Here is a 22,291-nt window from a genome sequence, read left to right as displayed (position 1 = left end):
GGCCCCGCCTGCTCAGGGCACGTCGATGACGATCTTGCCGGTGCTGGCGCCGGCTTCCACGAGAGCGTGGGCGTCCGCGACGGTGTCCAGCGTGAACCGTCGGGGGTCGACGATCGGCCGCAGCGCGCCCGCGTCGCCGAGGGCGCTGGCCTCGCGCAGGATCTCGCCGTGCGCGTCGCGCCCCTGACCGGTCAGCAGTGGCAGCAGGGTGAAGACGCCGGAGTAGGTGGCACCCCGGAACGACAACGGTGCCAGGCTGTGCGTACCCCAACCGAGCGCGCTCACCACGCGGCCGGTGTAGGTGCGCACGGCGGTGAAGGACTTGTCCAGGGTGGCGCCGCCGACGGTGTCGAAGACGACGTCGAAGCCCTCGCCGCCGGTGTGCGCGGCCACGTAGTCCGCGACCTCGGTGGCGTTGTAGTCGATCGGCGTCGCGCCGAGCCGTGCGATGGTCTCCAGGTTCCGGGGTGAACCGGTGGCGAAGACCTCCGCGCCCCGGGCGCGGGCGATCTGGATGGCGGCCTGTCCGACGCCACCCGCGCCGCCGTGCACCAGGACCCGCTGGCCGGCGCGCACCTGCGCTCGGTGCACCAGCGCCTCCCAACTGGTGATGACGGCCAGCGGCAGCGCCGCCGCCTCGCGCAGGCTCCATGCCTTCGCGGTGCGGGCCAGCAGCCGGGCGTCGACGGCCGCGTACTCGGCGAGCGACCCCTGAACATCACCGACTCCGCCGGTGAGGCCGTACACCTCGTCACCCTCGGCGAAGCCGACGACACCCGGCCCGACCTCCGCCACGACTCCGGCCAGGTCCAGGCCGAGGACGACGGGCGGATGGTTCCGGGCGTGCGGCGCCTTCCCCTCCCGGATCTTGGCGTCCAGGGGGTTGACGCCACTGGCCGCGATTCGGACGAGCACCTGCCCCGCGCCGGGGACCGGCGTGTCGACCTCCTCGACGACGAGCGGGCCGCCGAACTCGTTGAGCACTACCGCGCGCATGGCGCTACCTCACCCTTTCCACTGCTGATGAGCACATTGTTGGTCTTTGTCATGTCGTCTGGTGAGCGACCAGCGACCGGGCGGCGTTCTTCGCCTCGTGCACGACCACCCGGTCCTGCAGGAGGCGACCCGAGGCCAACGCGCCGTCGATCAGGAGCCCGATCTGGCGGGCGAGGCCGGCCGGATCGCTCGCACCGGCCTGCCTGGTCAACTCGGTGAGCCACGTCTGGCGCCGCTCGGTGTGCCGGATGGTGATGGCGCGGGCTTCCGAGTCCAACGATGCCTCCACGGCAGCGCTGACGAAGGGGCATCCGAAAAAGCCGTGTCGGTCGAACGCGTCCAGGAGGGCGTCGAAGAGACCGACGAGCTGGTCCGCCGGCCGAGCGCCGGCGCGCTCGGCGGCCCGCTGCAACTGCGCCATCCACGAGTCGTCGGTGCGGCGCAGGTAGGCGGCCACAAGGTCGTTCTTGGTACGGAAGTGGACGTACAGGGTCGACTTGGCCACCCCGCTCTCGGCGATGACCTGCTCGATGCCGACACCCCGCAGTCCGTGGGCGTAGAACAGCTCGGCGGCGGTGTTGAGGATCCGCTCCTCGGTGGTGGTCTTCCTGATCTTCGTAGCCATGACCCCTCCCTTAATCGAACAGACTAGTCCGTTCGATTAAGGGAGCCCACATGAGTGCCGTCACACACCGTGACAGTCGTGGGTCAGGGCAACAGGAGGACGTGCAGGCGACGCGGGCCGTGCACGCCCTCGACGCGGATCAGCTCGATGTCGCTGGTCGCCGACGGCCCGCTGATCCAGGTCAGCGGGCGCTGCGGCGTCAGCCGGGCCAGGGCCTCGGGAACGGTGGCCACCACCTGGTCGGCGCGGACCACGCAGATGTGCAGGTCCGGCAGGAGGCTGAGCACGCGGCGTCCCTGGTCGGGCGAGCCGTCGAGGACCACCGTCCCGGTCTCGGCGATCGCGACCGCAGCGGCGGTGACGACCCCGTCCGCCGCGCCGATCCGCGCGTGGTCGAGGCCGTCGTCGGGCAGCGCGGTCACCGTCGCCGGCAGCCAGGCGGGGGCCAGACCCGGGGGTACGACGACCGTGCCGCCCGCCGGCAGAATGTCGGCGATCGTGTCGGCGACGGCGGCCTCGGGAATCCGGTGTACGTGGGCCCGGTAGTCGGTCAGCCGCTGCGCCAACTGGTCGAGGTCCGCGTCGGCGGCCCGCCGGTAGTCGCGCGGCACCGGCACCGGATCGGCGGGACTGCCGGCGAGCGCGGCACGCAGCCGGCCGAGGACGAGGTCGCGGGACGTCACCGATCGGCCCACCATTCGCGGAACGTCTGCTCCGGCGGGTCGGGCAGGTCGCGGCTGGCGGTCCAGCCGTTCAGCGGCGGGGGCAGGCCCCGACCCCGCCGACCGGCGAGCCGGCTCAGCCGGGCCGCGCGCTGCCCGGCCGCGTACAACCGGGGTCGGTCCATCGTGTACGCGGCGGCGGCCATCGCGATCGACTCGGCCGTGGGTCGCTGCCGCGCCTCGACGGCCTCGGCGCGCAGGTGCACCAGCAACTCCGGGATGTTGATCTTCACCGGGCAGGCGTCGTAGCAGGCGCCGCAGAGCGTCGACGCGTACGGCAGGGAAGCATTGTCCTCGATGCCGGTGAGCTGGGGAGACAGCACCGCCCCGATGGGCCCGGGATACACCGATCCGTACGCGTGCCCGCCCGCGCGCTCGTACACCGGGCACACGTTGAGGCACGCCGAGCAGCGGATGCACCGCAGCGCCTGCCGACCCAGCTCGTCGGCGAGCACCGCGCTGCGCCCGTTGTCCAGCAGGACCAGGTGAAACGCCTGCGGCCCGTCGCCGGGGGTGACGCCCGTCCACATCGAGGTGTACGGGTTCATCCGCTCCCCCGTCGACGCGCGCGGCAGGAGTTGGAGGAAAACCTCCAGATCGCGCCAGGTGGGCACCACCTTCTCCACGCCCATGACGGTGATGAGGGTTTCCGGCAGGGTGAGGCACATCCGGCCGTTGCCCTCGGACTCCACCACGGCGAGGGTGCCGGTCTCGGCGACGGCGAAGTTCGCGCCGGACACCGCCACCGGCGTACTCAGGAAGGTCTGGCGCAGGAACCGGCGCGCGGCGGCTGCCAGGGCGGTCGGGTCGTCGGTGAGCGCGGGGTCGACGCCGGGCATCTCGCGCAGGAAGATCTCACGGATCTCGGCGCGGTTGCGGTGGATCGCGGGTACCAGGATGTGGCTCGGCCGGTCATCGCCGAGCTGCACGATCAGCTCCGCGAGGTCGGTCTCGACGGCGGTGATCCCGGCCGCCTCCAGGGCCTCGTTGAGGCCGATCTCCTGGGTCGCCATCGACTTGACCTTGATGACGCGGTCCGCGCCGGCCGCCTGGACGAGGTCGGTGACGATGCGGTTGGCCTCGATCGCGTCCGTCGCCCAGTGCACCACACCGCCGGCCGCCGCGACCTTCGTCTCGAGCTGTTCCAGCAGCTCGGGAAGGCGGTGCAGGGTGTCGGTCTTGATGGCCGCGCCGGCCGCGCGCAACTGCTCCCAGTCGGCCTGCTCGGCGATCACTGACCCGGACTTGGTCCGGATCGTCGTCGTCGCGTGCCGCAGGTTCCGCCGCAGTTGCGGGTCGGCCAGGCTGCGCCGCGCTGCGGTCGGGAACGACTCGTCGCCGCGCAGGTGCCCCACGCCGGGCGGCGCGGTCGCCGGCATGCCGAGGAACGTGCGGCGGGTCACGACCGGGCCGCCGCTGCGCCGCTGGTCTCCGTCGACGCCAGGATCTCGGCGAGGTGCACGGTACGCACCCCGGTGCGCAGCCGGGACAGTCCACCGCCGATGTGCATGAGGCAGGACACGTCACCGGCGGCGCACACGTCGGCGCCAGTGTCCAGCACGTGGCGCATCTTGTCCGCCAGCATGGCCGTGGACGTCTCCGGGTTCTTCACGGCGAACGTGCCACCGAAGCCGCAGCACTGCTCCGCCGCCGGCAACTCGACCAGGTCGAGGCCGCGCACCTCGCGCAGCAGCTGTCGCGGCCGGTCGCCCACCCGCAGCATCCGCAGCGAGTGGCAGGTCGGGTGGTAGGTGACCCGGCGCGGGTAGTACGCGCCGACGTCGGTCACGCCGAGCACGTCCACGAGCAGCTCCGACAACTCGTACGTCCGCGCGGCCACCGACTCGGCCCGGTCGGCCAGGCCCTCGTCGCCCGCCTGCCGGGCCACCATCGCGTGCTGGTGCCGGACCGACCCGACGCAGGAGCCCGACGGCGCGACGATCACGTCGTACGGATCGAAGGTACGCACGTGGCGGCGGACCAGCGGCACGGCCTCGCGCCGGTAGCCGGTGTTGACGTGCATCTGCCCGCAGCAGGTCTGCTCGGTCGGGAAGACGACCTCGTGGCCGAGCCGTTCCAGCAGCCGTACGGTCGCCGTGGCCGCCTGCGGGAACATGGTGTCGGCCAGGCAGGTCACGAAGAGCGCGATCCGCACGGCACACCCCCGCCCGTCGTCACGGTCGGACCCGCAGGTGGGTGACCCCACCGTCGACGTCCAACACCGTACCCGTGGTCGACGCCGATCGGGGTGACGCGAGGTAGAGGATCGCGTTGGCGACCTCCTCCGGGGTGACCAGCCGTCCGATGGGTTGGCGGGCCCGCAGCGCCGCGCGCTCGGCCGCCGGGTCGCCCGCCTGCGCGAGCAGTCGTCCCACCCACGGCGTGTCGGCCGTGCCGGGGCAGACGCAGTTGAACCGGATGCCCTCGCGGACATGGTCGGTGGCCATGGCGAGGGTCAGCGACAGCACGGCGCCCTTGCTGGCCGAGTAGAGCGCGCGGCCCGGCAGCCCGTTGAGCGCCGCGATGGACGAGATGTTGACGACCGACGCGTGCTCCGAGCGGCGCAGCCAGGGCAGCGCGGCGCTGACCACCCGGGCCATGCCGACCACGTTGACGTCGAGCACCCGGTGCCACTCGTCGTCGCCCTGGTCGGCGACGGTGCCGGTCGCGCCGATGCCGGCGTTGTTGACCACCACGTCGAGGCCGCCGAGCACGGTGGCCGCCTCGGCGACCGCCGCGTCCACCGATGGCCGGCTCGACACGTCGGCGGTGATGCCCGCGATGCCGTCGTCAAGCCCGCTCGGGTCGAGGTCGAGAACCGCCACCCGGGCGCCCCGAGCGCGCAACTCCACGGCGGTGGCGCGTCCGATGCCGGACGAGCCGCCCGTGACGATCGCGGCCAGCCCGGCGAACTCCGCGGTCATGCCGCCACCAGCGTCTGGCGTGCCCGGCCCAGGCCGGCGACCTCCAGCTCCACGACGTCACCGGCGCGCAGGTACGGGTGATCCGGAAGACCCAGCGCCACCCCGGCCGGCGTTCCCGTGTTGATGACGTCGCCCGGGTACAGGACCATGAACTGGCTCAGGTACCAGAGCACGTGCGCCACCGGGAAGATCATGTTGGCGGTGGACCCGTCCTGGCGGAGCACGCCGTTGACCCACAGACGCAGCGCGAGCGACTGCGGGTCCTTGACCTCGTCGGCCGGCACGAGACCCGGCCCCAGCGGGTTGAAGGTCTCGCAGCTCTTGCCCTTGTCCCACTGGCCGCCGCGCTCCAACTGGAAGGCGCGCTCGGAGACGTCGTGCGACACCGCGTACCCGGCGACGTGCCGCAACGCCTGCTCCGGAGTGTCGGCGTAGCGGATGGTCGTCCCGACGACGACCGCGAGTTCGACCTCCCAGTCGGTCTTGGTCGAGCCACGGGGAACGAGCACGTCGTCGTACGGCCCGACGATGGTCATCGGGTCCTTCATGAAGACCACCGGCTCGGCGGGCAGCGCCGCGCCGGTCTCCGCGGCGTGGTCGCGGTAGTTGAGTCCGATGCAGACGATCTTCGCTGGACGCGCCACCGGAGCGCCCACCCGCAGCGACGCGGCCCCGGGCAGCTCGGTCAGCTCGCCCCGGTCGAGCGCGCCGCGCGTCCGGGCGATCCCGTCTGACGCCCAGAACGCCCCGTCCAGGTCGGCGGTGAGTGGCCGCAGGTCGAAGGCCGTACCGTCGTGCTGGACGACCGGGATCTCCTGGCCGCTCGGGCCGAGGCGCTGGAAGTTCATCTCACCCTCCTCTGTGTCCGGCTGAATCGCGGGGGGTGGCGGACACCACCGCATTCAACACCGACACGCCTCGCCGCCCGCACAGCGGGATCACCTCGGTCGGCGGACTGGGACGCGGCCACCGCGCCGCGTCGGCCGGGTGGCGCGACGATCGACATCGGATCGCCGATGTGGGGGTGACCCAAGAACAGGTCACCCCCACATCGCTGATGTCGTGTGGATCATGTGGTCCGGGTCGCCTCAGCGCCGGACGGCACCGGCCGGCGTCAGCGCGGCGGGGTGTCCCGGCGGGAGGGGAACGGGGTGCCGGGCTGCCCGAGGGTGGAGCGGGCGCGCAGCCCGACCGGGTCCGGGGCGGCTGCCGGCGCGGCCGGGGTGGGCTCCGGGGTCCGGCGCGCGTCCAGGTACGCGGCGGCGGCCAGGTCGTCGTCGGTGGGGGCGGCGAGCAGGGCGTAGAGCAGCCCGACCACGCCGAAGATCACCGCCACGACGATCGGCACCAGCAGGGCGCTCACCCCGGCACCGGTCACTCCGCCCGAGCGCTCGTGCAGGTGCACCGAGAGGGCGCTCATGCCGGTGAAGTGCATGCCGTTCACCGCGACGCCCATGACCAGAGCGGAGGCGAAGATCGCCAGGCCGCGCCGGACGGTCATCGCGAGCCACAGGGCCACGGTCGCGGCGACGACCGCGATGACCACGGAGAGGACGACCCGGATGGTGTCGTAGCCGAGGCTGCCATTGAGGCGCATCGCCGCCATGCCGGTGTAGTGCATGGCGGCGACCCCGGCGCCGGTGAACACGCCGCCGGCGATGAGGCGTACCGGGTTCAGCCGGCCGGTGCCGACGATCGCCAGGCCGATGCCGACGGCGACCACCGCGATGGCGGTGCTGGCGGCGGTCAGTGGCACGTCATACCGGATGCGGGTGCCGTCGACGGCGAAGCCGAGCATGGCCATGAAGTGCATGGCCCAGATGGCGGTGCCGCCGAGCGCCCAGGCGGCCAGCAGGCCCCACCAGGCGCGCTGGCGGGCGGTACGGGCCGTGCGGATGCGGCCGGCGCAGACGAGCCCCAGGACCGACCCGAGCACCGACAGCGCGTAGCTCAGCGCGGGCGTGATCCACCCGTACTCAAAGTGATTGATGTCCGCCACGGCGATGTTTCTCCCCACTCGTTACCGGCGCGTATGCACAGCGCCCGGGCAATGATCAGGGGTGCTCCGAGCAGGCGCAATAGCACCCCCGGGCTATTCGTGGGGTGCCGTCACGGTGACCGTCCGATGCGTCGATTCACCGACCCGGTTGACCGAAAGTGATCATCAGGCGGAGGTGTGGTACGCGAGCACTCCCCGGTTGATGGCCGCTATGGCCTGCCGGGCCGTGGCACGCAGCTCCGGCGACGCGCCGCCCGAGTCGGAAAGTTGACCAAGAAGGTCGACCACCTGCCGCGCCCACCGGACGAAGTCGCCGGCCGGCATCTCGCCGTCAATCTCGTGCCCGCTGCCGAGCACCTTCGCCAGGGCCTCGCCCCGGGCCCACCGGTAGACCGGCCAGGCGAAGCCCAGATCCGGCTCGCGGGTAGCGGCCAGCCCACGGGCGGCCTCGTCGGCCTCGATCTCGCCCCACAGCTTCAGCGTCTCGTCCACGGCGTCGGAGACCGGGCCGCGCGGCAGGGAGGCCCGCTCGTCGACGTCGCGGCGCGCCTCGAAGACCACCACGGACACCGCGGCGGCCAGCTCGGCCGGGGAGAGCCCGTCCCACACGCGTCGACGCAGACACTCGGCGACCAGCAGATCCGCCTCGGTCCAGATCCGGCCAAGCATCCGACCGGCGTCGGTGACCGCGCCGTCGCGGCCGAGGTATCCACGCTCGGTCAGCAGCGCGACGATCCGGTCGAACGTCCGGGCGAGGGACCCGGTACGCCCGGACACCCGCTCACGCAGCTCGTCGGTGTCCCGTTCGAGACGACGGCGACGCTCCGCCCAGCGGGCGTGCTCCTCCCGCTCCGGGCAGGCGTGACAGGGGTGGTTACGCAGCTCGGTGCGGAGCTGGCTGAGCCGGTGGTCCTCGCCGGGCGCCTGCCGGGAGCGGCCACCTCGGCGGCCACCGTGCCGGTCCAGGCCGGTGCCGCTGACCTCGGCGGCGAGGTCCCGCCGGGCCCCCGGCGAGCGGTGGTTGAAGTGCTTGGGCACCCGGATCCGGGCCAACACCTCGGCGGGCGTGGTGAAGTCCCCCGGGCTGACCCGCCCCGCCCAGCGGTCCTGGGTGAGCACCAGCGGACGAGGTTCGCCGAACCCGCCGGTCGCCGGGTCCAGCACGACGGCCAGACCGGCCCGCCGGCCCGACGGAACACGGATCACGTCGCCGATACGCAGCCGCTCCAGCGACGCCACGGCCGCGGCCTTGCGCTGGGTCTGCCCCTGCCGGGCGATGGCCTTCTCCCGGTCGGCGATCGCCACCCGCAGCGCGAAGTACTCGTCGAAGTCGCCGTGGTGGCAGGCGGCCTCCGCGCCGTACGCCTCGATGGTCTCGGTGTTGCGCTGCACCTGCCGCGCCAGACCGACCACCGACCGGTCGGCCTGGAACTGGGCGAACGACGACTCCAGCAGCGCCCGGGCGGGCTCCGCGCCGACCGAGCCGACCAGGTTCACCGCCATGTTGTACGACGGGCGGAAGCTGGACCGCAGCGGATAGGTGCGGGTGGAGGCGAGCCCGGCCACGTGCCGCGGGTCGGTCTCCGGGGACCACACCACCACGGCGTGCCCCTCGACGTCGATGCCCCGCCGGCCGGCGCGGCCGGTGAGCTGCGTGTACTCCCCCGGGGTCAGGTCGACGTGCGCCTCGCCGTTGTACTTGACGAGGCGTTCCAGCACCACACAGCGCGCCGGCATGTTGATGCCCAGCGCAAGGGTCTCGGTGGCGAAGACCGCCTTGACCAGGCCCCGGACGAACAGCTCCTCGACGACCTCCTTGAACACCGGCAGCATGCCGGCGTGGTGGGCGGCGAGGCCGCGCTCCAGGCCGTCCAGCCACTCCCAGTAGCCCAGCACCGTCAGGTCCTCGCCGGGGATGGCGGTGACCCGGGACTCGACCACCCGGCGGATCTCGGCGCGCTCCTCGGGCGAGGTGAGCCGCAGCCCGGCGGCCAGGCACTGCTGCACGGCGGCGGCGCAGCCCGCGCGGCTGAAGATGAACAGGATGGCCGGCAGCAGACCCTCCCGGTCCAGCCGGTCCACGATGTCCGGGCGGATCGGGCCGCGCCAGCGCGGACCTCGGCGTCCGGAGCCCGGCCCGGCGCTGCGCCCCTCGCCCAGCTCCAGCCGGCGCATCGTGTCGCGGGTGTAGCGCAGCAGCTCCGGGTGCACGTCGTGCTTGCGGGCGGCGTCGGCGTCGTGGAACAGGTCGAACATCCGCTTGCCGACCAGCATGTGCTGCCACAGCGGCACCGGCCGGTGCTCGCTGACCACCACGGCGGTCTCGCCGCGCACGGTGACCAGCCAGTCGGCGAACTCCTCGGCGTTCGACACGGTCGCCGACAACGAGACCAGGGTGACCGACTCCGGCAGGTGGATGATCACCTCTTCCCACACGCCGCCGCGGAACCGGTCGGCGAGGTAGTGCACCTCGTCCATCACCACGTAGGCGAGCCCCTGCAACGTGCTGGAGCCCGCGTAGAGCATGTTGCGCAGCACCTCGGTGGTCATCACCACCACGGGCGCGTCGCCGTTGATCGCGTTGTCGCCGGTCAACAGGCCAACCTGCTCGGCGCCGTACCGGTCGACGAGGTCGTGGTACTTCTGGTTGGACAGCGCCTTGATCGGCGTCGTGTAGAAGCACTTGCGCCGGGTCGTCGGCGGCGTCGCGCCGCCGGCCGCCGCCGGGTCGTCGGGCCACCCCCGCAGAGCCAGGTGTACGGCGAACTCGCCGACCACGGTCTTGCCGGCGCCGGTCGGGGCGCACACCAGCACACCGCTGCCCCGCTCCAACGACTGACACGCCTCGCGCTGGAAGTCGTCGAGGTCGAACCCCAGGTCCAGGGCGAACTCGTCCAGCGCCGGAAACTCGGAGGCCTGCGCGGTCCGGCGGCGCGCCGCGGCGTACCGCTCGGCGGGGCTCGACATGGCACCAAGATTAGTGCGTGCCGGCACAGTGCACCCCACAAGGCCGTCCGGCAGGGCTGTCGGCGAGGGTCGGTAGGGTGCACGGCGTGCCGGACCATGCCGAACCGCCCCAGACCACTGCGCCGGGCAGCGCCACCGCCCGCCGGACGTCCCGACGGCCCGTGAAGGCGGTGCTCTTCGACTTCCACGGCACCCTGGCCCAGGTGGAGGAGCCTCGGCAGTGGGTGCTGGAGGCCGCGGCGGCGTGCGGGGTCACCCTGGACCGGGTCCGCGCCACCTCGCTGGCCGACCGCCTGCTGACCGCCGGCCGCGCGGGCGGCCCGCTACCGGCCCGGGTGCCGCCCCGGCTGGCCGAGCTGTGGGCCGACCGGGACCTCTACCCGCACGCCCACCGGGGGGCGTACACCGGGCTGGCCGAGACCGTGGACGCCGGCATCGAGGGCTTGCCCGACGCGCTCTACGAGCGGCTGCTGATCGCCGAGGGCTGGGTGCCCTACCCGGACACGGCCCCCACGCTGGCCGCGCTGCGCGACGCCGGCGTACGCGTCGCGGTGGTCAGCAACATCGGTTTCGACCTGCGCCCGCACTTCGACGCCTGGGGGTTGACCGACCTCGTCGACGCGTTCGTGCTGTCGTACGAGGTGGGGCGCTGCAAGCCCGACCCGGCGATCTTCTGGCGCGCCTGCGGGATGCTGGGCGTCGACCCGGAGCAGACGCTGATGGTCGGCGACAGCCCGGCCGACGCGGGCGCGGTGGCCGCCGGCTGCGCGGTGCTGGTGCTGCCGGCCGCCGAGCCGGGCCGGGAGAACGGGCTGGGCGCAGTCCTGGACCTGGCCCTGCCCGCCTGACCCCGGGCTGATCCGCGTCGAGGCCGCCCGCGCGTCCCCGGAGCCCACCGCCTAGCGTCAGGGCCGTGACGGACACCCTCCTGCCTGCGTCGACACCGACCGACGCGCCCCCACAGCGGCACGGTGGTGTCCTCGCCGTGGGGCTGGTGCTCGGCGGGGCGCTGTCGGTCCAGTTCGGCTCCGCCGTCGCCGCGCTGCTCTTTCCGCGTACCGGCGTGGCCGGGGCGGTCACCCTGCGGCTGACGATCTCGGCGGTGTTGCTGCTCGTCGTGTGCCGGCCGCGACTGCGCGGACACGACCGCTCGGCCTGGCTCGCCGTCGGCGCGTTCGGGCTGGCCCTGGCCGGCATGAACTCGCTGTTCTACCAGGCCATCGAACGCATCCCGCTCGGACCGACGGTGACGCTTGAGGTGCTCGGTCCCCTCGCCCTGTCGGTGTTCACCGCCCGCCGGCTGGCGAGCTGGTGCTGGGCGGGACTCGCGCTGGCCGGGGTGGCGCTGCTCGGGCAGGGCGGCTTCGACCGGCTCAATCCGGCCGGCGTGGCGTTCGCGTTCGGCGCGGGCACGATGTGGGCCGCGTACATCGTGCTCAGCGCCCGCGTCGGCGGCCGGTTCCCCGGCGCGGACGGGCTCGCCCTCGCGCTCACCCTGGCCGCGCTGGTCACCCTGCCGCTGGGCATCGTCGACGGCGGCGCGGTCCTGCTCGACCCGCAGGTGCTCGCGTTCGGCGCGGCCCTCGCGGTGCTCGCCTCCGGCCTGCCGTACACCCTGGAACTGCTGGCGCTGCGCCGGATGCCCACCGCCACCTTCGCGGTGCTGATGAGTCTCGGCCCAGCCGTCGCCACCCTCGCCGGCTGGCTGGTGCTGCGCCAGGCGCTGACCGTGTCGGAGTGCGTCGCCATCGTGTTGGTCATCGCCGCCAGCATCGGCGCGGTACGGGTCAGCGCAGCAGTCGCAGGGCCCCGGGCACCGCGGTGATGGTCACCGGGAGGCCGAGCGAGCGTTCCCCGTCGGCGTACGTGACGATCCCGTCGGCGGCCAACTCCACCGTACGGGCCCGGTAGCTGCTCACCACCGGGTGCTCGACGTGGGTGCCCTGGTAGATGTGCGGCTTCACCCGGATCATCGTGCGCCGGTCCGCTCGACCGGCCACCACCACGTCCAGCAGCCCGTCGGTCGGGTCGGCGTCGGGGCAGATCCGCATCCCACCGCCGTACGACGGGCAGTTGCCCACCGCCACCAGCACCGCGTCCATGTCGTGCACCACCCCGTCGAGGCGCATCGTGTAGCGCCGCGGCTTCAGGCGGGCCATCTCGATCAGGATCGCCAGGTCGTACCGGCGGGGGCCGCGCGGCCACCGCATCCGGTTGGCCCGCTCGTTGACGATCGCGTCGAAGCCCGCCGCGAGGACGGCCCCGTACCAGCGTTGCGCGCCGTCGACGCCCGTCATCCGGGCCAGGTCGACCTCGCGGCTCCGGCCGGTACGCAGCGCCTCGGCGATCACCTCCACGGCGGCGACCGGATCGGCGGGAAAGCCGGTGTCGATCGCGAAGTCGTTGCCGGTGCCGGCGGGCACCGGTCCGAACGGGATGTCGGTGCCGGCCACGGCCTGCAGCGCCCGGTGCACGGTGCCGTCTCCGCCGATCGCGACCAGCGCGCCCGCGCCCTCGGCGACCGCCGTCCGACAGGCCACCTCCGCCTCATCGGGGGTGGACGCCGACAGCACCGTCACCGGCCGGCCGGCGGCGGACAGCCCGTCCAGCAGCCGGGGCAGCAGGGCCCGGCGTCGTCCCCGGCCGGCGGTCGGGTTGGCGAGCACGGCCACCGGGCCGGCGGCCGACGCGGCGTCCTCCGCCGGTCCAGGCCGAAACTCTTTCACGGTCACGGCCAGCACCGTACTCGTCGTACATCTGATGTTCATCGTGCGGAGGTAGCGCTCCCAACCCACCGGGCGGCTGGAATCGGTCGACGGCGGACACAGCGACGCCGCCCCCACCTGGCGGGGACGGCGTCGGCTGGCTCTGGCGGCGCGGGGCCGTCAGGTCATGTCGTCGTAACGGCGTTCGATCGGCGCCGGCTTCGCGATCGGCTCCGGAGCGCCGATCGGCGCGGTCGCGTCGACCCGCTGCCCGGCCACGACCGGGTCCGGGTCGAACTCCAGCGGCGAGACCTCGTCGTCGTCGAGACCGGCGAAGACCTCCTTGCCGCGACCCCGCCGCCGGTCGTTGATGAACGCGATGCCCACCGCGCCGAAGTAGAGCGCGGAGAGGCAGACCGCCAGGGCGGTCATCCCGAACGGGTCGGGGGTGGGGGTGACCACGGCGGAGAACGCGAAGAACACGAAGATCGCCACCCGCCACCAGCTCAGCAGCCGCTTCGCGCTGGCCAGGCCGACGAAGTTGAGCATCAGCACGATCAGCGGGAACTCGAACGCCACCCCGAACAGCAGGATCAGGTTGGTGACGAAGGAGATGTACCGGGTGACTTCCAGCGTGGTCGAGATGTCATCGCCGGACACGTTCATCAGGAACTCGAGGCCCTTGGCGGTGACGAAGAAGGCCAACACCGCGCCGGCGGCGAACAGCGGCGCCGCCAGGGCCGTGAACGCGTACGCGTAGCGCCGCTCGTGCCGGTGCAACCCGGGCGCGATGAACGCCCAAAGCTGGTAGAGCCAGATCGGCGCCGCGATGATCAGGCCCACCCAGAGGCCGATCTTCAGGTTCAGCAGGAAGAGGTCCGCCGGGCCGAGCTGGACGAACAGGCACTTGCCGGACGCGTCCTTCGACCCCGGCAGGTCGCAGTACGGCTGCGACAGCAAATGCCGCACCGGCTCGGCCAGCCAGATGCCGAAGCCGAAACCGACCAGGATCGCCAGCGAGGCGCGGAACAGACGGTTGCGCAGCTCACGGACGTGCTCGATGAGCGTCATCGAGCCGTCGGCGGCCCGCTCGAACGTGCTCGGGCCGCGCTTACGCAGGGCGAAGGCCACGGTGCGAAGGCCCTTCGGTCAGTTGTCGCGGACGCGGTGCACCGGGTCGACGACCGGCTGCTGCGCCGGCGCCTGCTGGTACGGCGGCTGCTGCGGCTGCCCGGCGTACGGCGCCTGCTGCCCGGCGTGCGGCGGCAACGGCTGGTAGCCGGCCTGCGCGTCGGCCTTCTCGGCCAGGTCGCGGTCGTCGTCCTGCAGGCTCTTGGTCTCGGCCTTGATGATCCGCAGCGAGCGACCCAGCGAACGGGCCGCGTCGGGAAGCCGCTTCGCACCGAAGAGCAGGATCAGCACAACCACGAGAACGGCGATGTGCCACGGCTTGAGGGCACCCATGAGAAGCTCCAGTCGCTCTGTGTCCGGGGGGTGGTACGCAGCCCATCGTACGTGCGGATCGGTGCGATGCCACCCGCCGGGTGGTGATGGATCGGCCCGGCCGGTGAAGTCTTGACCAACGCGCGATGATCCGTCAACCACCTGGGCCGACGGCGCGGTCAGCCGCGCTTGGCCTTGATCAGCTCAAGGCGCTGCTGGGCGGTGTCGAGCTGACGTTGGACGCCCTCGGCGCGCTGCTGCAACGCCTCGGCGGTCTCCCGCAGCGCCTCCGCCTCACCGGCCCGGCGCTGCAACGCCTCGGCGGCGCGGCGCAGCTTGGGCAGCCGGGCCAGCACCGGGCGTACGGCCAGCGCGAGCGCCACGAGCGGGAGCAGCACCAGCGCGAGCACGATCCAGATCAGCACGCCGGCCAGCCTACTGGGTGCGGCCGGCCACCGCCGGATCGCCCGACGGCGCTCCGGGGGCCGCGGCCGTGCGGTCGTCGTCGGGCAGCCGCGTCACCGGCGCGGGCACCGCGTACGCGTCGAGCGCGGCGGACGCGGTCGCTCGGACCTGCTCGGCCAGCTCGACGGGGGCGACCACGGTGACGTCCGGGCCGAGGCCGAGCACGAACCGTCGCGCCCACCCCAGGTCGGTCACGCGCAGCGAGACGAGCCACTGGTCACCGTCGCCGGCCTCGACCCGCTCGCACGGGTAGTACTCGGTGATCCACCGTTCGCCGCGCCCGATCCGCAGGGTGATCAGCGGCAGGTCGGGCGACGGCCGGAAGACCCCCTCGGTGCGATCGTGCGGGACGGCCTGCGGCGGAACGGCGGCCGGCTCGTCCAGCTCGGTTATCGCGTCGATCCGGTCGGCGCGGAACAGCCGCACCGCCTCCGCGCGCCGGCACCACGCCTCCACGTACGCCCGACCGCCGACCATCAGCATCCGCAGCGGGTCGATCACCCGCTCGGTGGTCTCGTCCCGGGCCGCCGTGTAGTAGGTGATCCGCAGCGCTCGGCCGCCCTCCACGGCGGCGCGCAGCGCCTCGACCCGCCGGGTGTCCCCGGGGAGCCGGACCGCGACCGGCGCGCCCACCAGGTCACCGGCGGCGTCCTCGATCTTGGCGAGGGCCCGTTCGATGGCGTCCCGGTTGGCGACGCCGGGGGTCTCGGCGAGCATCCGCAGCGCCACCACGAGCGCGAGGGCCTCGTCGGGGGTGAGCCGCAGCGGCCGGTCGATGCCGGCGTCGTAGGTGATGGTCACCCGGTCGCCGTCGAACGCCATGTCGATCAGATCACCGGGGCCGTAACCGGGCAGCCCGCACACCCACAGCAGCTCCAGGTCCTCCCGGAGCTGTCGTTCGGTGACACCCAGGTCACCGGCCGCCTCGGCGACCTCGATGCCCGGTCGGGCCAGCAGGTAGGGCACCAGGTTGAGCAGGCGCGCCAACCGGTCGGCGGAGGTCTTGGAACCGCCGCGGGCGGCCGGGCGGGTCACCGGGCACCCCCGGAAACCGCCAGCTCGTCGTGGCGGACCGCGATCTCCTTGAGCCGCTGGATGACCGCCTCGCGGACCTCCGGCGGGTCGAGCACGCGGACGTCCGGCCCGTACCCGACAAGGTGGCCGGCCAGACCGTCCGGGTCGGCGTACGGCAGGACCAGGCGGTCGCCGTCCGGCCCGGCGGTCACCTCGACCGCCCACCGACGCAGCCCGGCGGCCCGGCCGGGCGCGGCCAGCACGGTCGCCCGGCCGGTGCGCTCCACCGGCCCGGACCAGCGGGCCACGTGACTGATCAGGTCTTCTCCCAGCGGCGGCTCGTAGGCGCCGGACGCGCCGGTCACCCGGACGGCGCCGACCACCCGGGAGAGGCGGAAGCAGCGGGTGGCGTCCCGGTCCAGGTCGTGGCCGACCACGTACCACCGGCCCCGCCAGCAGACCACGCCCCACGGTTGGAGCCGGCGGCGGCTGGGGGCGTCCCGGTCGGGTACCCGGTAGTCGAAGCCCACCTCCCGGCGGTCCCGGGCGGCGGCGGTCAGCGGCGCGAACGCCGGGTCGACGGTGACCATCGGCTCCAGGCCGAGGGTGGCCTGCGGGTCGACGTCCACCCCGGCGGCGCGCAGCTTGGCCAGCCCGGAGGACGCGGCGGCGGCCAGCCCGGCGTGCTGCCACAGCCGGGCGGCGATGCCGACGGCGGCGGCCTCGTCCGGTTCGAGGGGGATGTCGGGCAGCGCGTACTCGCGGTGGGCGATGCGGTAGCCGGGCTCGGCGTCGAAGACGCTGGCCGTGCCGGTCTCCAGGGGGACGCCCAACTCGCGCAGCTCGGCCTTGTCCCGCTCGAACTTGCGCTGGAACGCCTCGTGGTCGCGCGCGTCGTCGGGATCGTGCTCGTAGCCGGGCACGGTCGCGGCGATCTGCGCGGCGGTCAGGAACCGTCGCGTGGACAGCAGGCAGATCACCAGGTTGACCAGGCGTTCGGTGCGGGTCCGCGACACGCGGTAGACGCTAGCAGCCGACGCGCCCACATCGTGCACCCACGCGGGGCGTGCCGCACACTTGTTCGGATCGGGTCCTCCCCCGGCGCGCCGCCGCTCACCGCCATAGGGTTTCCCTCATGTCGCAAGCCGGGATGAAGACCGAGAGCGAGAGCGTCGGCACCGTGGTCGTCGCGGGCGTCGCCAACCTCGCCATCGCGGTCGCCAAGCTGGTCGCCGGGCTGATCTCGGGGTCGGCCGCGATGCTGTCCGAGGCGGCGCACTCGGTCGCCGACACCACCACCGAGGTGCTGCTGTTCCAGGCGCTGCGCCGGGGCGCCCGGCCGGCCGACAAACGGCACCCCTTCGGGTACGGCAAGGAGAGCTACGTCTGGGCGTTCTTCGCCGCGATGTTCACCTTCGTGGCCGGCGCCGGTTTCGCCGTCACCCACGGCGTCACCACGATCCTCGTGCACGAGCACAGCGGCGACTACCTCGTGTCGTACATCGTGCTGGCGGTCTCGTTCGTCATCGAGTCGATCTCGCTGGCCCGGGCCGTGCGGCAGGTCCGGCGCGAGTCCGAGCGCTGGCAGACCACCCCGCGACGGTTCCTGCGGCTCACCGCCGACACCACCGTCAAGGCCGTCTTCCTGGAGGACAGCGCGGCCCTGATCGGCCTGGTGCTCGCGGGGCTCGGCGTCGGCCTGTCGCACGCCACCGGCGACGAGGTGTGGGACGGCGTCGCGTCGATCCTCATCGGCCTGCTGCTGCTGACCGTCGCCGGGATCCTCGCCAGCAACAACCTGTCGCTGCTGGTCGGCCGGGCCGTCCCGGAGCGGCTGCGTCGCGAGATCGAGCAGGAACTGGCCGGCCTGCCCGAGGTGGAACGCATCGACACCCTGCTGACCATGCAGCTCGGCCCGGACGACATCCTCGTCGCCGCGAAGGTCGACTTCCGCGACGAGGCCACCGGCGCGCAGATCGAGACCACGGCCGACGAGGCCGAGCGGCGGCTCACCGAGCGCTACCCGGAGATCCGGTTCGTCTTCCTCGACCCGACCCGCTCACTGCCGGGCGCCACCGGCACCGCCCGCCACACCCAGGCCGCGCCGCCCGCCTCCCCCGGCGACGAGCGGACCTGAACCCGAGCGGCGTCGCACCCGGTCGCGGTCCGCCGCGCCCGCGCGGCTAGCGTGCCCGTCATGGTGCGATGGCGTACGGGGACGGTGGCGGCGCTGCGACGGCAGTGGACCGGGGCGGTGGAACTCGACGTCGACCTGCCCGACGGCACGCGCATGCGGGCGCTGGCCTATCCCGAGCTGGTCGGCACGCCCGAGCCCGGCGACCGGGTGCTGCTCAACGCCGGCGCGCTGCTGATGGGGCTGGGCACCGGCGGGTACGCCCTCGTGGTGGCGGTGCCGGACCGGCTGCCCCCGGACCCGCCGGACGCCGGCGACACCCGCGACGCCGGGCACCTGGTCAAGGCCCGCTACACGCCGTTGCAGCCGATCCTGCTCGGTGTCGACGAGGAGGCGTCCCCGCACCGGGCCGTGCTGGCCGACGCCGACGACCTGGGCGGCCTGCCCGTGGTCACCGCCGACCTGCACTCGGCGTTGCCGGCGATCCTGGCCGGCATCCGGGCCGACGCCCCTCGGGCGCGGGTCGCGTACCTGCTCACCGACGGTGGCGCGCTGCCGGCCTGGTTCTCCCGCACCCTGGCCGGGCTGCGCGACGAGCTGGTCGGGACGATCACCGTCGGGCAGGCGTTCGGCGGTGACCTCGAGGCCACCACCCTGCACGGCGGTCTGCTCGCCGCCCACCACGTGCTGCGCGCCGACGTGGCGATCGTGGCGCAGGGCCCCGGCAACCTGGGCACCGGCACCCGGTGGGGCTTCTCCGGTGTCGCCGTCGGTGAGGCGGTCAACGCGATCGCCACGCTCGGCGGGCGGCCGGTCGGCTCGCTGCGCATCTCCGACGCCGACCCCCGCCCCCGGCACAACGGGGTGTCGCACCACAGCCTCACCGCGTACGGCCGGGTGGCGCTCGCCCCGGCGGAGTTGGTGGTGCCCGACGGCCTGGACCCGGCCCTGGCCGCCGAGGTCGACGCCGCCCTGGCGCCGCTGGCGGCCCGGCACCGGATCGTGCAGGTGCCCACCGCCGGCCTCGACGCCGCGCTGCGCGCCAGCCCCGTCCCCCTGTCCACCATGGGCCGCCCCCTGGACGCCGACCACGCCTACTTCCTGGCAGCAGCAGCCGCCGGCCGCCAAGCCACCACCCACCTCCCCTAACCCCAACCCCACCCCACCCCACCCCCACCCCCCAGCCCCGGTGATCAAGAGGTTTGCGTCAGAATCCGGCGCGATATTGACGCGAACCTCTTGATCACCGGGGGCAATCGGTGGGGTTAGCGGATCACGGGGCGTTGGTCTCGGGGTAGGGCCTCGATGAGTTCTCGGGGCAGATTGAGGGTGTCGGCGCTGACCTCGGGCGGGGTGTTCGCCATCCACTGGGTCAGCGAGACGGACTCGAACCGGGGCTTGCGGAACATCTCCAGGAACACCAGCGGCTCGGTGCCGAGGTTCTCGATGTAGTGGCCGTAGGCGAACGGCACGTACCCGACGTCACCGGCGCGCATGTCGAAGGTGCCGGCCACGCCCTGACTGGCGAACACGCCCATCCGACCGTGGCCAGACAGGTAGTACTGCCACTCGTCGTCGGTGGGGTGCCAGTGCAGTTCCCGCATCCCGCCCGGATCCACCTCGACCAGCGCGGCGCAGATCGTGGTGGCCGCGGCGAACTGGGTGACGTCGGCGATGCGGACCTGCCCGCCCGGGAACCGCTGCGGCTGCTGGGCGAGCAGCCGGTGACTGAGGCTGCGGGGCACGTCCCCGGTCGGGCTGACGACCCGGTCCTGGTCCAGCGGCGGCGGCACCTGCCCGGCGAAGATGTACTTTTCCCGCTCGGGGATCGAGTCGAGCTGATCGAGCCGCCACCCGAAGTTCTTGGCCAGCACCTCCTTCGGGGTGTGCGCGAAGAAGTCGCTGATCAGGAACGTGCCGTTCTCGGTGAACGCGCCGTCGTCGAAGACCAGCAGGAACTCCACACCCTCGTCGAGCGCCTGGATGTGGTGCGGCACCCCCTGCGGGAAGAACCACAGGTCGCCGGCGCGTACGTCGTCGAGGAAGTTGCGGCCCTCCTGGTCGACGGCGCTGATCCGGGCGCTGCCACGCGACACGTACGCCCACTCGGACTGCTTGTGCCAGTGCAGCTCCCGGTACCCGCCCGGTTCCAGCGCCATGTCCACGCCACTGAGCTCGGTGGCGATGGGCAACTCCCGTACGGTCACCTCCCGGGTCCATCCGCCGCGCTGCACCCGGGTGTGCGCGTCCGAGAAGGAGAACCGCAGGTTCGGCAGCGTGCCCGCGTCCGTGCTCGGTGGAGTCAACAGATCGGGGTTCTGCCGGTCGCGGACCACGTCGCGTGGCCCGGGGTCCACCCAGCCCCCACCGTCGCGTTCGGGCTGGGGCACCGTCGGGTCGTTCATGATCGCCTCCCGCGTCGTCGCGTCCTCGCGCCGCCGGCCCACTGGGCGGCAGGACGGCCCGCGACGGCGACGGCCAGCGGATACCCGGTGGGGCGACCCGGCCGGGCCAACCCCTGGCCCCGACGGGTCAGCACGTCCGACACCGCGCGGGGCAGCGATCACCGGACACCGTGCGCGACCGCGCGGGGCGGGGATCACCGGCACACCACGCGCGACCGCGCGGGGCGGGATCAGGAGAGGAAGATCAGGGCGAGCCAGCCGCCCACGATGAGCGCCAGCGCCACGGCCAGCACCCAGGTCGGCACGGTGTACTCGCCGCGCCGGTTGCGGTCGATCTCGGCGCGGATCTTCTCCCGCCGGCGCTCGACCCAGTTCTGCCGCGCGTCGCCGCGCTCGGAGGGGTCGGATGGTCCAGAAGTCGTCATGGCGCGCCCAGCCTACCGGTCGTGCCGGCCCCGTCGGCGTACACCACCGTCGGGGCCGGCGGACCCGTCACATGCTGGCGATCAGCCGCTCCACCCGCTCGTCGTACGCCCGGAACGGGTCCTTGCAGAGCACGGTGCGTTGCGCCTGGTCGTTGAGCTTCAGGTGCACCCAGTCGACGGTGAAGTCGCGCCGCTTCTCCTGGGCGTGCCGGATGAACTCGCCGCGCAGCCGCGCCCGGGTGGTCTGCGGCGGAGTCTCCTTCGCCTCGAAGATCTCCGGGTCGGTGGCCACCCGGTCCACCTCGCCGCGGCGCTCCAACAGCCCGTAGAGGCCCCGGCCACGGCGCACGTCGTGGTACGCCAGGTCCATCTGCGCCACCCGGGGGTGCGACAACGGCAGGTCGTGCTTGCGCTGGTACCGCTCGATCAGCCGCAGCTTGCTGACCCAGTCGATCTCCCGCGAGACCGGCTCCAGGTCACCGCTCTCCACCGCGTTGAGCACCCGGCCCCACAACTCGACCACCCGCTTGGCGGCCTGGTCGCCGCCGCGCCGCTCGACGAACTCGGTGGCCTTGGCCAGGTACTCCTGCTGGATGTCCAGCGCGCTCACCTCCTTGCCGGAGGCCAGGCGCACCTTGCGGCGGCCGGTGATGTCGTGCGACACCTCGCGGATCGCCCGGATCGGGTTCTCCAGCGACAGGTCCCGCATGACCACGCCGGCCTCGATCATCCGCAGCACGATGTCGGCCGTGCCGACCTTGAGCAGCGTGGTGACCTCGTTCATGTTCGAGTCACCGACGATGACGTGCAGGCGCCGGTAGCGCTCGGCGTCGGCGTGCGGCTCGTCGCGCGTGTTGATGATCGGGCGACTGCGGGTGGTCGCCGACGAGACGCCCTCCCAGATGTGCTCGGCCCGCTGCGAGAGGCAGTAGACCGCGCCGCGCGGGGTCTGCAGCACCTTGCCGGCCCCACAGATCAACTGCCGGGTCACCAGGAACGGGATGAGCACGTCGGCGAGCCGGCCGAACTCCCCGTGCCGGGAGACCAGGTAGTTCTCGTGGCAGCCGTACGAGTTGCCGGCCGAGTCGGTGTTGTTCTTGAACAGGTAGATCTCACCTGCGATGCCCTCGTCGTGCAGCCGCTTCTCCGCGTCGACGAGCAGCCCTTCCAGGATCCGCTCGCCGGCCCGGTCGTGGGCCACCAGGTCGGTCACCGAGTCGCACTCCGGTGTCGCGTACTCCGGGTGCGACCCGACGTCCAGGTAGAGACGGGCCCCATTGCGCAGGAACACGTTGCTCGACCGACCCCAGGACACGACGCGCCGGAACAGATACCGCGCGACCTCGTCCGGGGACAGCCTCCGCTGCCCGCGATAGGTGCAGGTGACGCCGTACTCGGTCTCGAGGCCGAAGATTCGCCGCTCCATGATGAGACATTAGCCGCCCGGAGGCCCGGTTCGTCACTGTC

At 73.0% G+C, this 22,291-nt stretch carries 22 protein-coding genes; 4 read left to right on the top strand and 18 right to left on the bottom strand.

All coding sequences use genetic code 11. The features are described 5' to 3' along the window. Window positions 1-12: 12 nt before the first annotated feature. From ACQP03_RS16200 to ACQP03_RS16160, 9 genes are all read right to left on the bottom strand, one after another. Window positions 13-996, bottom strand: coding sequence for a zinc-dependent alcohol dehydrogenase family protein (locus ACQP03_RS16200; protein ID WP_357394198.1), 984 nt, complete (start codon window positions 994-996; stop codon window positions 13-15). A 49-nt stretch (window positions 997-1,045) separates the two neighbouring features. Then, complete coding sequence (locus ACQP03_RS16195; protein ID WP_357119189.1) at window positions 1,046-1,621, bottom strand: TetR/AcrR family transcriptional regulator; 576 nt, start codon at window positions 1,619-1,621, stop codon at window positions 1,046-1,048. 83 nt (window positions 1,622-1,704) lie between these two features. Further along, window positions 1,705-2,319, bottom strand: coding sequence for a LutC/YkgG family protein (locus ACQP03_RS16190; protein WP_357119192.1), 615 nt, complete (start codon window positions 2,317-2,319; stop codon window positions 1,705-1,707). Then, entirely contained in the window at window positions 2,301-3,722 is a 1,422-nt protein-coding gene (locus ACQP03_RS16185; protein ID WP_363661248.1) for a LutB/LldF family L-lactate oxidation iron-sulfur protein, read from the bottom strand. Before ACQP03_RS16185 ends, ACQP03_RS16190 begins: the two co-directional genes overlap by 19 nt. Before the next feature lie 20 nt (window positions 3,723-3,742). Beyond that, a complete protein-coding gene (locus ACQP03_RS16180) occupies window positions 3,743-4,498 on the bottom strand; it encodes a (Fe-S)-binding protein (RefSeq protein ID WP_357394196.1) in 756 nt (251 codons plus the stop codon). Window positions 4,499-4,517: 19 nt separating this feature from the next. Beyond that, on the bottom strand, window positions 4,518-5,267 hold the full coding sequence (locus tag ACQP03_RS16175; RefSeq protein ID WP_357119198.1) for an SDR family NAD(P)-dependent oxidoreductase: 750 nt from the start codon (window positions 5,265-5,267) through the stop codon (window positions 4,518-4,520). Then, the gene (locus ACQP03_RS16170; protein WP_357394194.1) at window positions 5,264-6,115 is read right to left on the bottom strand and encodes a fumarylacetoacetate hydrolase family protein; all 852 of its coding nucleotides are present in this window, start codon (window positions 6,113-6,115) and stop codon (window positions 5,264-5,266) included. Before ACQP03_RS16170 ends, ACQP03_RS16175 begins: the two co-directional genes overlap by 4 nt. Before the next feature lie 266 nt (window positions 6,116-6,381). Next, a complete protein-coding gene (locus ACQP03_RS16165; protein ID WP_357170299.1) occupies window positions 6,382-7,266 on the bottom strand; it encodes an MHYT domain-containing protein in 885 nt (294 codons plus the stop codon). A gap of 165 nt (window positions 7,267-7,431) precedes the next feature. Further along, complete coding sequence (locus ACQP03_RS16160; RefSeq protein WP_357394192.1) at window positions 7,432-10,233, bottom strand: DEAD/DEAH box helicase; 2,802 nt, start codon at window positions 10,231-10,233, stop codon at window positions 7,432-7,434. 86 nt (window positions 10,234-10,319) lie between these two features. On the opposite strand from ACQP03_RS16160, the gene ACQP03_RS16155 reads away from it, so the two are divergent. Further along, window positions 10,320-11,081, top strand: coding sequence for an HAD family hydrolase (locus tag ACQP03_RS16155; RefSeq protein ID WP_357119210.1), 762 nt, complete (start codon window positions 10,320-10,322; stop codon window positions 11,079-11,081). Window positions 11,082-11,146: 65 nt separating this feature from the next. After that, window positions 11,147-12,058, top strand: a complete 912-nt coding sequence (locus tag ACQP03_RS16150; RefSeq protein ID WP_433461061.1) for an EamA family transporter — start codon at window positions 11,147-11,149, stop codon at window positions 12,056-12,058. Here the strand turns inward: ACQP03_RS16150 and ACQP03_RS16145 are convergent. The 6 genes from ACQP03_RS16145 to ACQP03_RS16120 all read right to left on the bottom strand — a co-directional run bounded on the left by ACQP03_RS16145 (window position 12,021) and on the right by ACQP03_RS16120 (window position 16,876). Then, a complete protein-coding gene (locus ACQP03_RS16145; protein ID WP_396833160.1) occupies window positions 12,021-12,974 on the bottom strand; it encodes a diacylglycerol kinase in 954 nt (317 codons plus the stop codon). The two genes, ACQP03_RS16150 and ACQP03_RS16145, sit on opposite strands and share 38 nt — an antisense overlap. A 144-nt stretch (window positions 12,975-13,118) precedes the next feature. Further along, entirely contained in the window at window positions 13,119-14,069 is a 951-nt protein-coding gene (gene tatC / locus ACQP03_RS16140) for a twin-arginine translocase subunit TatC (protein ID WP_357394191.1), read from the bottom strand. 18 nt (window positions 14,070-14,087) lie between these two features. Next, the gene (gene tatA, locus ACQP03_RS16135; protein ID WP_355233542.1) at window positions 14,088-14,402 is read right to left on the bottom strand and encodes a Sec-independent protein translocase subunit TatA; all 315 of its coding nucleotides are present in this window, start codon (window positions 14,400-14,402) and stop codon (window positions 14,088-14,090) included. Between the two features lie 158 nt (window positions 14,403-14,560). Next, window positions 14,561-14,806 (bottom strand): hypothetical protein, encoded by a 246-nt coding sequence (locus ACQP03_RS16130; protein WP_357119219.1) that lies wholly within the window; start codon window positions 14,804-14,806, stop codon window positions 14,561-14,563. A 10-nt stretch (window positions 14,807-14,816) separates the two neighbouring features. Further along, window positions 14,817-15,881: a helix-turn-helix transcriptional regulator gene (locus ACQP03_RS16125; protein ID WP_357119222.1), complete on the bottom strand. Its 1,065-nt coding sequence runs from the start codon at window positions 15,879-15,881 to the stop codon at window positions 14,817-14,819. After that, entirely contained in the window at window positions 15,878-16,876 is a 999-nt protein-coding gene (locus ACQP03_RS16120; RefSeq protein WP_357119225.1) for a helix-turn-helix transcriptional regulator, read from the bottom strand. Before ACQP03_RS16120 ends, ACQP03_RS16125 begins: the two co-directional genes overlap by 4 nt. 119 nt (window positions 16,877-16,995) lie before the next feature. Here ACQP03_RS16120 and ACQP03_RS16115 point away from each other — a divergent pair, with 119 nt between their 5' ends. Together ACQP03_RS16115 and ACQP03_RS16110 are read left to right on the top strand one after the other, a co-directional pair. After that, on the top strand, window positions 16,996-17,997 hold the full coding sequence (locus ACQP03_RS16115) for a cation diffusion facilitator family transporter (protein WP_357119228.1): 1,002 nt from the start codon (window positions 16,996-16,998) through the stop codon (window positions 17,995-17,997). A gap of 60 nt (window positions 17,998-18,057) precedes the next feature. Beyond that, on the top strand, window positions 18,058-19,143 hold the full coding sequence (locus tag ACQP03_RS16110; RefSeq protein ID WP_357170284.1) for a DUF3866 family protein: 1,086 nt from the start codon (window positions 18,058-18,060) through the stop codon (window positions 19,141-19,143). A 116-nt stretch (window positions 19,144-19,259) separates the two neighbouring features. Here the strand turns inward: ACQP03_RS16110 and ACQP03_RS16105 are convergent, their stop codons facing one another. From ACQP03_RS16105 to pafA, 3 genes are all read right to left on the bottom strand, one after another. Next, window positions 19,260-20,399: an oxalate decarboxylase family bicupin gene (locus ACQP03_RS16105; RefSeq protein ID WP_357119234.1), complete on the bottom strand. Its 1,140-nt coding sequence runs from the start codon at window positions 20,397-20,399 to the stop codon at window positions 19,260-19,262. A gap of 230 nt (window positions 20,400-20,629) precedes the next feature. Beyond that, complete coding sequence (locus tag ACQP03_RS16100; protein ID WP_357119237.1) at window positions 20,630-20,824, bottom strand: hypothetical protein; 195 nt, start codon at window positions 20,822-20,824, stop codon at window positions 20,630-20,632. A 67-nt stretch (window positions 20,825-20,891) separates the two neighbouring features. Next, window positions 20,892-22,250 carry a Pup--protein ligase gene (gene pafA / locus ACQP03_RS16095; protein WP_234581936.1) on the bottom strand — a complete coding sequence of 453 codons (1,359 nt, stop codon included), beginning with the start codon at window positions 22,248-22,250 and terminating at the stop codon, window positions 20,892-20,894. Window positions 22,251-22,291 lie beyond the last annotated feature (41 nt).

It is taken from the genome of Micromonospora sp. CA-248212 (genome assembly GCF_050948405.1).
In the GTDB taxonomy this organism is placed as follows: domain Bacteria; phylum Actinomycetota; class Actinomycetes; order Mycobacteriales; family Micromonosporaceae; genus Micromonospora.
The sequence above is the reverse complement of the archived record's forward strand: the minus strand, read 5'-3'. Positions and strand labels throughout refer to the sequence as shown.

What these genes read in the sequence shown, in the direction of transcription:
- ACQP03_RS16200 (WP_357394198.1), bottom strand. Translation starts at nt 996, where the DNA reads ATGCGCGCGGTAGTGCTCAACGAGTTCGGCGGCCCGCTCGTCGTCGAG.
- ACQP03_RS16195 (WP_357119189.1), bottom strand. Translation starts at nt 1,621, where the DNA reads ATGGCTACGAAGATCAGGAAGACCACCACCGAGGAGCGGATCCTCAAC.
- ACQP03_RS16190 (WP_357119192.1), bottom strand. Translation starts at nt 2,319, where the DNA reads ATGGTGGGCCGATCGGTGACGTCCCGCGACCTCGTCCTCGGCCGGCTG.
- ACQP03_RS16185 (WP_363661248.1), bottom strand. Translation starts at nt 3,722, where the DNA reads ATGCCGGCGACCGCGCCGCCCGGCGTGGGGCACCTGCGCGGCGACGAG.
- ACQP03_RS16175 (WP_357119198.1), bottom strand. Translation starts at nt 5,267, where the DNA reads ATGACCGCGGAGTTCGCCGGGCTGGCCGCGATCGTCACGGGCGGCTCG.
- ACQP03_RS16170 (WP_357394194.1), bottom strand. Translation starts at nt 6,115, where the DNA reads ATGAACTTCCAGCGCCTCGGCCCGAGCGGCCAGGAGATCCCGGTCGTC.
- ACQP03_RS16160 (WP_357394192.1), bottom strand. Translation starts at nt 10,233, where the DNA reads ATGTCGAGCCCCGCCGAGCGGTACGCCGCGGCGCGCCGCCGGACCGCG.
- tatA (WP_355233542.1), bottom strand. Translation starts at nt 14,402, where the DNA reads ATGGGTGCCCTCAAGCCGTGGCACATCGCCGTTCTCGTGGTTGTGCTG.
- ACQP03_RS16115 (WP_357119228.1), top strand. Translation starts at nt 16,996, where the DNA reads ATGTCGCAAGCCGGGATGAAGACCGAGAGCGAGAGCGTCGGCACCGTG.
- ACQP03_RS16110 (WP_357170284.1), top strand. Translation starts at nt 18,058, where the DNA reads ATGGTGCGATGGCGTACGGGGACGGTGGCGGCGCTGCGACGGCAGTGG.
- ACQP03_RS16105 (WP_357119234.1), bottom strand. Translation starts at nt 20,399, where the DNA reads ATGAACGACCCGACGGTGCCCCAGCCCGAACGCGACGGTGGGGGCTGG.
- ACQP03_RS16100 (WP_357119237.1), bottom strand. Translation starts at nt 20,824, where the DNA reads ATGACGACTTCTGGACCATCCGACCCCTCCGAGCGCGGCGACGCGCGG.
- pafA (WP_234581936.1), bottom strand. Translation starts at nt 22,250, where the DNA reads ATGGAGCGGCGAATCTTCGGCCTCGAGACCGAGTACGGCGTCACCTGC.